Below are 13,873 nucleotides of genomic sequence, written 5' to 3'. Positions count from 1 at the left end.
AACCAAATAACCAATAACCCAAAACCAAATAAACAAAAACATGAAAAGCATTTCGTTAGACATTACAAAAGCGCAGCAGTTCCTGCCGGCAGGCGCAATCATGGCACTTAAAGAGCAGACTGTTGCTGCACGTAAAGGACTTGAAGAAGGCACAGTACCGGGAAACGATTTCCTTGGTTGGCTGCACCTTCCGTCATCAATCACACCGGAATTCCTCGCTGAAGTAAAAGCTGTGGCAGAGGACTTGCGTTCAAAAGCAGAGGTGATTGTCATCGCAGGTATCGGAGGCTCTTATCTTGGTGCAAAGTGCGTCATTGAGGGTCTTTCAAACTCTTTCCAGTGGCTTGTGAAAGATGCAAAGACTCCTGCTATTGTATTCGCCGGAAACAACATCGGTGAGGATTATCTCTACGAGTTGACACAGTATCTGCAAGGCAAGACATTTGCAATCATCAACATCTCTAAATCCGGCACAACAACAGAGACTGCACTGACATTCCGTCTGCTCAAGACACAATTGGAGCAGCAAGTCGGCAAGGAAAAGGCAAAAGACCTTATCGTTGCTGTGACTGATGCAAAGAAAGGTGCTGCACGCACTTGCGCTGACAAGGAAGGCTACCGCTCATTCATCATCCCTGACAATGTCGGCGGACGCTTCTCTGTGCTCACTCCGGTAGGTCTTCTTCCTATTGCATGTGCAGGTATCGACATCGACCAGCTTGTTGTCGGTGCACAGGCTATGGAGCTGCAGTGCGCTGTTGACGTTCCTTTCGAGGAGAATCCTGCAGCAATCTACGCAGCTACACGTAACGCACTGTACCAGAACGGCAAGAAGATAGAGATTCTCATCAACTATCAGCCAAAACTCCATTTCTATGCAGAATGGTGGAAGCAGTTGTTTGGAGAATCCGAAGGTAAGGACAAGAAGGGAATCTTCCCTGCTTCCTGCGATTTCACAACAGACCTCCACTCCATGGGACAGTGGATTCAGGACGGCGAGCGCACAATCTTCGAAACATGCATCTCTGTAGAGAATCCTGACAACACATTATTGTTCCCACACGACGAGGAGAACCTTGACGGCCTGAACTTCCTCGCAGGCAAGCACATCGACGAGGTGAACAAGAACGCAGAACTCGGCACACGCCTTGCACATGTCGACGGCGGTGTTCCTAACATCCTAATCTCTATCGAGAAACTCGACGCTTACAACTATGGACAACTCATCTATTTCTTCGAGATAGCATGTGGCATCTCCGGTCAGCTTCTTGGTGTGAACGCATTCAACCAGCCAGGTGTAGAGGCTTATAAGAAGAACATGTTTGCTCTTCTCGAGAAGCCCGGATACGAGGAAGAGACAAAGGCTATCCGCGCAAAGCTTGCTGCGGAATAACCGGCAGAAATCAAAGATTAGCATTCATTGCTCTAAGAAATCAAAGAAAAGAAAGAATCTATATTCTTAAACAAATCCCGAATCCATTCCATAGTATTTGGGATAAACAAAAAAGTCGGCAAAGACAGGGGCAAGTACCCTACTCTGCCGACTTTTATTTTATTTGTTTGTGAATACCAATCCATTATCAGATGAATCCACACTGATAGGATGTGCCGTGGTAACCGCTCCGCTCAACAGCTGGCGTGACAATTCATTGAGCAGCAAATGCTGTATTGCACGTTTCACAGGACGAGCACCGAAGTCCGGGTCATATCCTTCATGTGCAAGAATGTCCATTGCTGCATCACTTACACTCAGTGTGAAACCTTGCTCAGCAAGCATCTTGACAACCTTATTGATCTGAATGCGTACAACTTCCTTGATTTCTTTCTCTGAAAGCTTATGGAAATCTATAATCTCGTCAATGCGGTTGAGAAACTCCGGACGCATTATCCGGTGCAGCATCTCACGCTTAGCATTAGATGTCATGATGATAATGGTGTTTTTGAAGTTCACCGTGCGTCCCTTATTGTCCGTCAATCTGCCATCGTCAAGCACCTGCAGAAGGATGTTGAACACATCAGGATGAGCTTTCTCTATCTCATCAAAAAGGACAACACTGTAAGGCTTTCTGCGCACAGCCTCTGTGAGCTGACCACCCTCATCATATCCAACGTATCCCGGAGGCGCGCCGATAAGTCTTGACACACTGTATTTCTCCTGATACTCAGACATGTCAATACGTGTCATCATTGTCTCATCATTGAAGAGATAATCAGCAAGAGCCTTCGCAAGCTCAGTCTTACCCACACCTGTAGTGCCAAGGAATATGAAGCTGGCAATAGGACGCTTAGGGTCTTGCAAACCGGCACGTGAACGGCGGACAGCATCAGAAACGGCTGTGATAGCCTCTTCCTGCCCGATTACACGTTTGTGAAGCTCATCTTCCAAATGCAAGAGTTTGTCTTTCTCGCTTTGCATCATCTTGCTTACAGGTATGCCTGTCCAACGAGCTACGACCTCAGCAATGTCATCAGCGGTAACTTCCTCACGTACAAGCGGAGAGGTATCAACAGAATCTACGCCACGTTTGCTTGTCAACTCCTCCTTAGCTTTCTTCAGTTCAGCCTCCAGACCTTGAATCTGACCGTAACGTATTTCCGCAACACGACCGTAATTGCCTTCACGCTCGGCACGGTCAGCCTCAAACTTCAAGTGCTCGATGAGCTCTTTCTTCTGCTGTATGTTGTTTATCAGCAGACGCTCACCCTCCCAACGGTCACGGAATTCCTTCTCCTGTTTGCGAAGAGAATCAATATCCTTGTCCAGTTGTATGAGCTTGTCTTTGTTGTCCTCACGCTTTATCGCCTCACGCTCAATCTCCAATTGGGCAAGCCGGCGAGTGATCTCATCAAGTTCCTCCGGCACAGAATCACGCTCCATTCTTAACTTTGCAGCAGCCTCATCCATAAGGTCAATAGCCTTGTCCGGGAGGAATCGCTCAGAGATATAACGCTCGGAAAGTTGCACGGCAGCAATACAAGCATCATCCTGTATACGCACCTTATGATGATTCTCATAGCGTTCTTTCAGTCCACGAAGGATAGAGATTGCACTCAGCTCATCCGGCTCATCGACCATAACAGTCTGGAATCTTCGTTCAAGGGCCTTATCCTTCTCGAAATATTTCTGATACTCATTAAGAGTCGTCGCACCTACAGCCCTCAGTTCGCCACGAGCAAGAGCCGGCTTCAATATGTTAGCGGCATCCATCGCACCGTCACCGGCGCCAGCACCGACAAGAGTGTGTATCTCGTCTATGAAGAGAATGATCTCGCCATTGGACTGTACGACTTCATTGACAACACCTTTCAGTCGCTCCTCAAATTCACCCTTATACTTCGCTCCTGCAATAAGTGCACCCATATCAAGAGTGTACAGTTGCTTGCGCTTAAGGTTCTCCGGCACATCGCCTCTTACAATTCGCTGCGCCAAGCCTTCCACAATGGCTGTCTTACCAGTACCCGGCTCACCAATAAGTATCGGATTGTTCTTTGTACGACGTGAGAGAATCTGAAGCACACGGCGGATTTCCTCGTCACGTCCGATTACAGGGTCGAGTTTTCCCAGTTTTGCATCCTCCACAAGGTTCTTTGCATACTTTGGAAGATGCTGCAAGGAAGTGTTACCTCCATTACCTGCATTGTTCATGTTGTAGTTGTTCATCATTAACTCCTTTCTTTATTATATATGTATTAATGTTCCTTTCTCCGGTTAAGCCTTGCTAATAAGGCGTGGCTGACAATAGAAGAATGTTTCTAAAACAAAGAACCTCAAAGGTCGTGCCTATGAGGTTCTTATGTCATTTTGGCATTCTGAAAATGCCAAAATGTCAATGTTACATATATCTTTTCAATCGAAAGTTCTGAACTCATAGCCCTGTGATTTCAGCCATCGTAACGATGCTGGAAGGGCAAAATACAACTTGTCTATGGACTTCAACGAGTCATGGAATGTTATTATACTGCCATTACGAGTATAGTTCTTTACATTACGCACGACATCATAAGGGGAAAGCAATTTGGAATAGTCGCGTGTGACAAGATCCCACATGACAATACGCAATTTGTTCTTATACCGCAGATACTGCGTCGGACGCATCCAACCATGGGGAGGACGGAAAAGATTGTTGCGGAACGCACAAGGATTCACCTTTTGTGACACACCGCCATTCATATCGGAGCATAATGCTCCTTGCTCTTCCATTATACAGAAGCACTTGTCAACATTCTTCTCAAAGAATTTTATTGAATGACGTGCCGAACCTATGTGGTTGTAAGTATGATTGCCTACCTGATGCCCTTCTTCCAGGATCCGGTGGTAGAGTTCCGGATACTTTCTCACATTGTCCCCCACAACAAAGAAAGTAGCCTTGATTCCGAACTCACGCAGCATTTTCAGAATATATGGAGTGGACTCGGGTATCGGACCATCATCAAAGGTCAGATACACCGAGTGCTCACTTTCATCCATTCGCCACAATGCCTTAGGATAAAGCCATCGCAGCCATTTTGACGGTTGTTCTATAAACATCCATTAGAACTCATCAGGAATTATTCCGCCTCTGCCCTGGTATGTATTGACAGTTGAAGAAAGCTGCTGCACCATCTTGTCTGCGTGTGCAGAGTCCATCACATCTGCCAAATCTATCAGTGACCGCATGACATATATCTGATACAGACAGTCACGCTGTGCCATAGAGAAACGGTTCGCGTCAAGAGAAAGATACCAACGCATATACTGTGTACAATTCTTCCACATGCTGTTGACTATCTGCATAGCCTCTTTCTTCATTCCCAGCTGCGCATAGCAACGGATGAAGTCAAGACCTCCTGAGAGATAGGTTGTCGGAACATTGTACTCCGGCATGACCTTGTTCATGTATGCCAGCACCTTCTTAGCCTTATCTGTCTTGCCTTCCGCGATAAGGTTTGTCGCAAGATTGGCAAACAGGCGCTTGTGAGTGTAGCACATGCGCATAACCGTCTCGTCAAGATAGAGCCCTTTCTTGTCCAATCCGCCGAACTTGAAGCGGTTCATCACATTGTTATATACGCGCTCTGTATCAAAGTTCTTCGCGCCTTCAACATTTGTTGTGAAAGGAGTGATGCGGTTGACAAGACCCTCCTGCACGAAATTGTCGCCGAGGTTCATGTAATTCTCCTGTCCGACAGTCGTAGCAACGTACAACGGACGAGTCCAGTTAGCGTTGGCAAGCATCTCCAAAAGCATCAGGTCGCCCTTGTACAAAGCACGCTTTCCTGCAAGTGAAATCACCATCCTGTCAGGAATGGAGTCTGACGCCATCAGCATTCCGGACTTCTTGACAGCCTCCTTGTCGACAGTAAGATAAAGCGTATCGGTAGGAATGATATGGGTTCCATCAGCATCCTTGCCCTCACGCACCCAATACTTCAAGATATTCTTAACCTCAAACGGCTCTTCACCCCAAGCAGCCTTTGCTTCTTCAGGATTCTCTGCATAGAGTTGTCTTATCTGTGACTCATATTCCGGCTCTATGGTTATGTACTCATTTGTTCCGGAACAATAGTCTACACGTGGCCATGTGATAGGCAGTGAAGGAGAATCGTATGCAGGGCGCACCATTTGGTCTATGTACCAATCGGTCTGCAAATAAGAGAGATTGCAGACGCGCGCATTGGTGCCGACACCTTCCACATCCTGATTGTACCAAAGAGGGAATGTGTCATTATCACCGTTGGTGAATATAATCGGATAACCGCTGTCCTGCATTGAGTTGAGATAGTTCTGCCCGAAATCACGGCAAGTGTATCTGCCTGAGCGGTCGTGGTCATCCCATGTCTGGCTTGCCATCTGTATAGGCACAAAGAGACATGCCAATCCAATGACAGAGGATATGGCGACATTGCTCTTCTTGAATTTCTTTTCTATGATGTCAAGTATCGCAGCGACACCCATACCACACCATATAGCGTAAGCATAGAACGAACCTGCATAAGCATAGTCACGCTCACGAGGCTGGCTCGGTGTCTGGTTGAGATAAAGGACAATGGCAAGTCCTGTCATGAAGAAGAGGAAGAAGACCACCCAGAACTGCTGGATGCCCTTGTCGCCACGGAATGCCTGCCAGAAAAGACCTAACAGTCCCAAAAGCAGTGGAAGACAGTAGAAGACATTATGCCCCTTGTTTTCCTTCAACTCATCAGGGAGAAGCGACTGGTCGCCAAGCATCCAGTTGTCAATGAACGGAATACCTGTTATCCAGTTGCCATGCTCCAATTCACCATTACCCTGCAAATCATTCTGACGACCTGCAAAGTTCCACATGAAATATCTCCAATACATGAAATTGCACTGATAAGACAAGAAGAACCTTATGTTCTCCGCCATTGTCGGCATCTTCACAGTAATAGGCTCGCCACAACGGTCAAAAGGAACTTCCGTGCCCTGCACGCCACCCATCCAGTCCTCATACTGCTGTGCGTGTGCAGAACTGTGCATACGTGGGAATAGCATGTTCTGTGCATAGACATACTTATCCTTCGTGCGTACAGTGAAGTATCTGTCCGGCTCGTCCTCACTGTGCTTCTCCACTTTCTGTATAACCGGAGCACCTGTCTTCATTACAGGCTTGCACATGTTGCCCTCTACTTCCAAAGCAACCTGTGACGTATATGCCTCGCCATAAGCCAATGGTCTGTCACCATACTGGTCACGGCTCAGGTAATTTCCCAAAGTGAAAATGTCCTCCGGAGAGTTCTGGTCCATAGGAGGATTGGCTGCAGAGCGTATGACGATGACGGCGTAAGTGCTGTAACCAATCATAAGCATCAGCATGCAGAGAAGCGTCGTGTTCTTGAACCTTGAAGTCACAAATGCCTTTCCCCCACGCTTGTACTGCATGACGCCCCACAGCACGGCAAGAACAACGACTCCTATTCCAAAGGCTGACCATCCATAGCCGTAGAACGGGATGCCAAGCATTCCGACAGAGGCAAGGAAAGACATGTCTTCGCGACGCTTGTTCTTCCCTGTATAGCTTTCGTAAATAGCCCAAAGGACAATGGATACAAGGAGAATAAGGTAGATTATCACACCCGTATTGAACGGACATGAAAGAGTGTTGACAAAGAACAGCTCAAACCATCCGCCGACTGTGATGATTCCCGGCACAACGCCATAAAGCACAGCAGCGACAATGACGAAGGAGACAGCAAGCGCAACAAGCGATCCCTTCAGGCTTGCAGCCGGATTCTTCTTGTAATAATACACCAGGACAATCGCCGGAATGCAGAGCAGGTTCAGCAAATGGACACCTATCGACAGACCTGTCATGTAGGCTATGAGCACAAGCCAGCGGTCGCTGTGGGGCTGGTCGGCATTGTCCTCCCACTTGAGGATAAGCCAGAACACCACAGCCGTAAAGGCAGACGAATAGGCATAGACCTCGCCCTCTACTGCCGAGAACCAGAATGTGTCAGAGAAAGTGTAAATCAATGCACCCACAAGTCCGGATGCCTCTATGGCAACCAGCTTTGCTGTGTCTATCACCTCATCCTTGCCAATGATAAGTTTGCGCGTAAGATGCGTTATCGACCAGAACAAGAAAAGGATACATGTGGCAGAAAGCAAAGCCGACATCGTGTTCACCATCCTTGCCACCTGTGACGGATCACTTGCAAACTGTGAGAAGATGTTGGCGGTGAGCATAAAGAACGGTGCGCCCGGCGGGTGACCGACTTCAAGTTTGTAACCTGTGGTAATAAACTCCGGACAGTCCCAAAAAGACGCTGTCGGTTCGATAGTAGAGCAATAGACGAAAGCGGCGACAAGGAACGTCAGCCACCCCATGACATTGTCTACAAGTCTAAACTTCTTCATTCTTTTGTTTTTATTTCAATGTTTTTTTGCTCTTAACGCACAGTTGTCGGCGCGCCAATAAAATATTAATAATATGCAAATGTTATGCAAACCGAATGCAATAGAACTTGCTCTAAATTGCTGAGGTGCAGTTAACATTATGCAAAGATATAAAAAATTACCGATAGAGTGTATCGCTTTTATAACAAAATACAATTTCGTAAGATAATTTAAGTTAGTATGCAAAATTAATCCCATAAAACACCGCTAATTCAAGACAAGAAAAAATGACATGAGTTTTCTAATGCGCTATTTATCATAATGATGAAAAGCAACATGAAAATGGCTGTTTTTACAGTTCAAGACCACCTTTTATGGTTGCTTTTATAGCAAAAAGGAGGTGAAAATGCCACTTTCCGCACTGCATTTCATTACCTTCTGCACTATAAAAGGTTACCATTCGCTTTGCAAAAGGTTACCCTTTGCAAAAACAACCGTTAACACAGTTATCATAATCCCACATAACCATCAGAGTTACAGCTGATTACTTAGATTGCGGAATTTTTGCGATTTCCCGAACTTCTGAAATACTTTTTGTTTCTACGCGATTTATTTAGCGGTTTACAGGCATGAGTTTTCTAAAATGAACTGTATCTCGGGCTGCAAAGCACTCTGCATCTGTCCTCACCATTCCATTACAATGCAACGCACAAGAAAAACAGAATTAAGTGTATAAAAAGTACAGAATTTATTTGGTGTTATATGAATTTATTTTTAACTTTGCGTCATAGTTTTTCAACAAAATTCACCAATTATATAATTATGCAAACTACCATGCCGACAAAAAAGAACAAGCACACCCGAATCCTATTGCTATTCCTTTCAATCATTGTTCCTTTCTGCCATTGTCAGGCACAGGACAGCATCACCTTGGAGTGCAATGCTCCACGTGACGGAGACCGTCTCCGAAAGCTGCAGATTGATGTCGTCAGCCACGGTGACCGTGGCAAGGATGCTGTATGGGAAGTAATCAGAACCGATGAAGGCAAAGGCTATACGCAGGAGTTTTTCGCAAAAGGCGACAGCATGGTATGCCAAGAGCACAGTACAAACTATTACTACACGACATGCGGAGACAGCCTTTTCCTCAAAGGTTTCCGGAACCGCACAACGAAAATGGACTATGTCAAACCCGTCCTTCATCGCACAAAAACAATGGCTTACGGTGACAGCATAAGCTCGGAGTTTATGGCGCGAGGCACTTACTGTGACAAGCTGCATATCGGCATGTGGGGACGGAACAGCGTTGTGGCAGACGCCACCGGCATAATAATCAACGGTGAGGACACATTAAGAAACATACTCCGTCTGCATCGGCGTACGGAATTCAGGCGCACCTCTGACACAAGACATCTGCCGGACACTATGTTCACCGATGCTTATCTGAGACAGTGCATTGACTCACTTCCCTGCGACAATGTCTGTGAGGACCGTTATCTGTGGTATAAGATTGGTCACAGATACCCCATTATGGAAACGGTTGTCACTTCCCACGTACAGAATGATTCCATACACAGTGGGATTGCCACATCATTCCTTTATCTTCCGGAGGAGCAGCTCTCGGACTTGAACACCGATTTGGCTAACGAAAAAGTGCAGGAACGCATGAGACTCAGGGATGAAGCGGCATCAGGCAGAAAACCACGCGACAGTTTCCGTGATATGGCGCATGACTGCTCTCATGGTGGAACCTATGACGATTTCCCAATAGCGGTGGACGCAAGATTGGATGCCGACGGCAACCGTCTTTTGTTTGACTATGTCATGAAAGAGGAAGGAGAACTGAGTCTCGGCATATACACTGACGGAGGTGCCACTATTGCACAAAGGAATTTCGGCAAACGTCATGCGGGAGCTTATTCTGAAATCATACGCCTTTCGGAAGCCATAAATATTGGCTATGTATTAATAAAGATTGAGTTCGGAGAACAAAACAAAGTGATAAAGATAAGAAAATGAGACATATAGTAAGAAACATTTTATTTATTTGGATGTTTGGAACCACTGCATACTCACAGCAAATGGTTCCCGGAGCGATACCAACGCCAAACGCTGCCGACTTGGGTAAATACGGCGAGATTCCGGTATCGTATTATACAGGACGTCCAGATATTTCCATCCCTATTTACAAAATGGTGATACGAGGCTATGAGTTCCCCATCTATCTCAGTTATGATGCCGGCGGAGTGATGCCAAACAGCCTGCCGGGATGGGTTGGCAACAACTGGACATTGGTTGCCGGTGGAGTGATTACTCGTGTGAGGAACAACTATGATGATGAGACCATTCCAATAGGAGGAAATTCAGATCATTTTTCTAACTATTTCTCATCATATAAAAAACTGAAGGAAGAAAAGTATAATGTTGACAAACTCAAAGATTATGTGGTGATGACTCGTTACGATTTTGCTCCTGACATCTTCCATTTCAATTTTATGGGGGAAGACGGGAAGGTTTTTCCTTGGCAATGACGGCCAGTGGAAAGTCATGTCTGATGAAAATCTGGATATTATTTTCGACATCAAGGCTAACAGCAATTTCATCACACCATTTGTCACAAAATATCCTAACGGAGACACTAATGAACCGACACGTCATAGCATGCCGAGAGTCATAAAAGGATTTACCATCCGTGATGATAAAGGCTATATTTATGAATTTGGCGGAACTAATCATGCGATTGACTATTACGCAATGTTGTTCACTAAGGGTGATGTGCTGCATGCCGGCAGTTGGTATCTTACAAAAATAAGCGACAAATATGGGAATATGCTTTATCAGTTAGACTATAAGCGTGGATGTTACATTGCCCAAGTGTACAACATGGATTACACTTCCACTGTGGAAGAATATCATGACCCGGGAGGATTAATGCCGGATTATGGACAGAAATTATCATATTCACCAAATTTCAAGTATGATGGCACGCTGAATTCACCGGTCTACCTTGAACGCATTGTAGCTGCAGACGGCACTATGGTTAAGTTCAATTCAGCAGATTCAGGGATTCCACTCAGGGATTTGTATCCTAAACTCAACATTTTCGGAGCTTATGAAAACTATAACTATTCATCATTTTATCCATTTTGGTATCTGCAGACAGAGCATGAAGAAGCGGCAAAGTATCAGTATGTAGAACCCGGCTACTACAAACGGGTGTACCCATTGAGTTCATGCCGGCTTAAACAACTTAATTCAATAAACATCTATAGATCATCAACTGACGAGCGAACTGCACGAAGGATTATTAGGTTAAAATACGAATATGGATCACGGATGAATCTAACAGATGTCATAACTACGGGAAATGATACTAATAGTGTACAATCTATGAAATATCACATGGAGTATAATTATTTAGGAAAGTCGTCACTTGGTTACCTAACAAAAGCTGTTGACCATTGGGGATACTATAATGGCAAGACAACAAATGAGTCAAAAGCATTTCTATATGCTGACCGCACACCCTTTGGCACAAGTGGTGGTATGCTGAAAACCTTAGTCTATCCGACAGGAGGATGGTCGACTTTTGAATATGAACCACACGACTATTCTTCGTATCTCTCAACAGACAGGAACAGGATGGTTAACAACGGTGGCATTGCAGGAGGCTTGCGTATCAAGTGCATCACAGATTATAGTGACGAAGGTACTGCAATTGCAAACAAGCGCACCTTTGCATATAAACAGTCCGGTTCAGACAAATCCAGTGGAGAACTTTTCTCAACGCCAATCCACACTTGGCAGAACTGGTATGCGGAGCTTAGTGTTGCCGGCGCATATTCCACTATGTCTATGGAGCGTTCATCGTCCATAATACCCATGTCCAACTCCTTCGGTCCGCATATAGGCTACTCCAATGTGGAAGAAACAAAGCATGACGGCTCAAGGACTGTCTACAAATACAGCAACATATCAAGTTCCAACACCATTGAAATCCGTACAGCGTTATTGGCAGAGAGGAAAAGGCTATACACGATTTGTCTGGACAGGAAGTGACAACTACATACACAATCTAATAGAAGAAGGTGATGGGGACAACAAACTATCTCAAAAAACAACCTATTTCTATAACAGTCCATGGCAAATAGACGAAGTAACCTATCCAAACGGATACGATGTCATGTACTATTATGACCCGCTGGACAGATTAAGGGAGGTAAGGGAACTGATAGGCTGGAATGACTGGGAGTACTATGACTATCTGCTGAAACAGTATGAATATAATTACAAGCAAAATGGAAAGTAGACTCAGATACATGTTTGCAGCGGTGCCGCTAATCACCTGTCTTGCACCTTGCTACGGGCAAAGTGTAAAACAAAACTATGTGAAAACCATAACCATGATGAAGGCCTATAACGGTGAGGCTGAAGGAGACTCAATGGCTGTGCATGCCTCTCTTGTCTCAAAAACAGATGTCCAGTATTGTGACGGCCTTGGCAGACCGACATATTATGTCCAGAACGGTGTGAGCCCGGCAAACAGGAGCATAGGAGCGCTTACTGAATACGATAATGCGCAACGGATGACGGCAAACTGGCTTGGAACACCAACTTCCAGCTCATTGGACTATCCCGACATAAGGGGATTCAAGACCGAGTCATCGGCGAATTATGGCACAGGGCATGCCTACACAGTGGCCGTAACAGACGCCTTGGACCGTAAAGACTATAGCATTAATGCTGGCGAACAGTGGCATTCTGGCAACAAGATTGTCAAGACCGAATACATGACCAATGGGGAGAATGATGTGAAAATGTACACCGCACCGACAGATAAAATCTCACTGGTCAATGATGGCTTCTATGAACCCTGCATGCTTGACGGAGTGAAGACAACGGATGAGGACGGGCATACGCTTGAAGTATATACGGATATGTTCGGCAGGAAAATCCTTGAACGCCGAAATGGAGATAATGATACATATTTCGTATACAACACTCTCGGGCAGCTGCGCTATGTCCTTTCACCCCAATACCAGAAAGAAGGGAAGAAAGCCCTTTACGCCTATGAGTACCGTTATGACTCTCATGGAAACGTGACTAAGAAAATCCTGCCCGGCTGTGAGCACATACAGTATTGGTATGACAACAACGACCGACTTATTGCCATGCAGGACGGTAGAATGCGTAACGATAATGGTAACCGGCATTTCTTTTATGTATATGATGGACTGGGAAGATTGGCAGTTCAGGGCAGCTGCTATGGTCTTGCTCATCCTGGCGACAACCTCGCTGTGCTGGACATTACCGCACCGCATGAGAAAACAAAAAACTCCGGTGGTTACACCATTAAGTATCCATATTATCTCAATGGTCCCAAAGCAGATATTGTGAACTATTACGACAACTATGACTTTGTCGAATATTGCTGCATATTGAAAAACCTTCCAGCTGACAGCCTGAAGTATGAGCCGGTACGGAAACCTGTCGTTGAAGGCAGCGTGGAAGAGTTGGATTACGGCAAAGGACAGCTGACAGGCCAGTTGGTTGTGGACTCTGACAAGGAATATGTCCTGACAGTGTTCTTCTACGACATACGCGGAAACGTAATAGCCTCAAGAAGCGTCTCATCCAACAACACCTACATGTCAACCAATACAGAGTACACATTCCTTAACACAGTGAGGCGCACAACGCAAACCCTAATCAAAGGTTTTGGCACTCAGAAGGAGACGATGTATAGGACATGCCTGACAAACACTTACGACGAAAAGAGCGGGAAGCTGCTATTTTCTGACCTGACTGTTACAGACGGCAACAGTTCAAAGACGCAACGCATAGCATCCCATGAATATGATGACCTCGGACGCGTCAGCAAGTTGGTGCAGGGCTCTGGGGCGAACAGCACATCCTACTCTTATGACCTGCACGGATGGACGACCTCCGTCGCAGGCGATGCCTTCACGGAGTCTATCGGCTATGCCTCGGGAGCGAACCCGTGCTACAACGGCAGCATAAGCTCCATGGAATGGA

Annotated in this window: 8 protein-coding genes and 1 pseudogene; 6 read left to right on the top strand and 3 right to left on the bottom strand. The window is 45.7% G+C overall.

What is annotated here, in order from left to right; all coding sequences use genetic code 11:
- Positions 1–40: 40 nt before the first annotated feature.
- On the top strand, positions 41–1,393 hold the full coding sequence (locus E5358_RS12210) for a glucose-6-phosphate isomerase (RefSeq protein ID WP_135940457.1): 1,353 nt from the start codon (positions 41–43) through the stop codon (positions 1,391–1,393).
- Between the two features lie 159 nt (positions 1,394–1,552).
- Here E5358_RS12210 and E5358_RS12205 read toward each other — a convergent pair.
- The 3 genes and pseudogenes from E5358_RS12205 to E5358_RS12195 form a co-directional block, all read right to left on the bottom strand.
- A pseudogene (locus tag E5358_RS12205) lies at positions 1,553–3,610 on the bottom strand (ATP-dependent Clp protease ATP-binding subunit); the annotation flags it as partial.
- Between the two features lie 237 nt (positions 3,611–3,847).
- Positions 3,848–4,528, bottom strand: coding sequence for a polysaccharide deacetylase family protein (locus tag E5358_RS12200; protein ID WP_135940456.1), 681 nt, complete (start codon positions 4,526–4,528; stop codon positions 3,848–3,850).
- 3 nt (positions 4,529–4,531) lie between these two features.
- Positions 4,532–7,858, bottom strand: a complete 3,327-nt coding sequence (locus E5358_RS12195) for a glycosyltransferase family 117 protein (protein ID WP_135940455.1) — start codon at positions 7,856–7,858, stop codon at positions 4,532–4,534.
- Positions 7,859–8,671: 813 nt separating this feature from the next.
- Between E5358_RS12195 and E5358_RS12190 the strand changes: the two genes are divergently transcribed.
- From E5358_RS12190 to E5358_RS12170, 5 genes are all read left to right on the top strand, one after another.
- A complete protein-coding gene (locus E5358_RS12190; protein ID WP_135940454.1) occupies positions 8,672–9,856 on the top strand; it encodes a hypothetical protein in 1,185 nt (394 codons plus the stop codon).
- Positions 9,853–10,368, top strand: a complete 516-nt coding sequence (locus E5358_RS12185; protein WP_277821290.1) for a hypothetical protein — start codon at positions 9,853–9,855, stop codon at positions 10,366–10,368. The genes E5358_RS12190 and E5358_RS12185 overlap by 4 nt, the downstream gene beginning before the upstream one ends.
- Before the next feature lie 16 nt (positions 10,369–10,384).
- Positions 10,385–11,896, top strand: coding sequence for a hypothetical protein (locus E5358_RS15125; protein WP_168354663.1), 1,512 nt, complete (start codon positions 10,385–10,387; stop codon positions 11,894–11,896).
- The gene (locus E5358_RS12175; protein WP_135940452.1) at positions 11,829–12,146 is read left to right on the top strand and encodes a hypothetical protein; all 318 of its coding nucleotides are present in this window, start codon (positions 11,829–11,831) and stop codon (positions 12,144–12,146) included. Before E5358_RS15125 ends, E5358_RS12175 begins: the two co-directional genes overlap by 68 nt.
- Positions 12,136–13,873 (top strand): DUF6443 domain-containing protein (locus E5358_RS12170; RefSeq protein WP_277821289.1); only part of this gene is annotated, 1,738 nt, incomplete at its 3' end. The genes E5358_RS12175 and E5358_RS12170, both read left to right, overlap by 11 nt.

This window comes from Palleniella muris, from assembly GCF_004792655.1.
Classification (GTDB): domain Bacteria; phylum Bacteroidota; class Bacteroidia; order Bacteroidales; family Bacteroidaceae; genus Prevotella; species Prevotella muris_A.
Note: the sequence above shows the minus strand (reverse complement) of the source record. Positions and strands in the feature narration are given on the sequence as shown.

Coding starts and splice junctions, on each gene's coding strand:
- E5358_RS12190 (WP_135940454.1), top strand. CDS start 8,672: ATGCCGACAAAAAAGAACAAGCACACCCGAATCCTATTGCTATTCCTT.
- E5358_RS12200 (WP_135940456.1), bottom strand. CDS start 4,528: ATGTTTATAGAACAACCGTCAAAATGGCTGCGATGGCTTTATCCTAAG.
- E5358_RS15125 (WP_168354663.1), top strand. CDS start 10,385: ATGTCTGATGAAAATCTGGATATTATTTTCGACATCAAGGCTAACAGC.
- E5358_RS12195 (WP_135940455.1), bottom strand. CDS start 7,858: ATGAAGAAGTTTAGACTTGTAGACAATGTCATGGGGTGGCTGACGTTC.
- E5358_RS12185 (WP_277821290.1), top strand. CDS start 9,853: ATGAGACATATAGTAAGAAACATTTTATTTATTTGGATGTTTGGAACC.
- E5358_RS12210 (WP_135940457.1), top strand. CDS start 41: ATGAAAAGCATTTCGTTAGACATTACAAAAGCGCAGCAGTTCCTGCCG.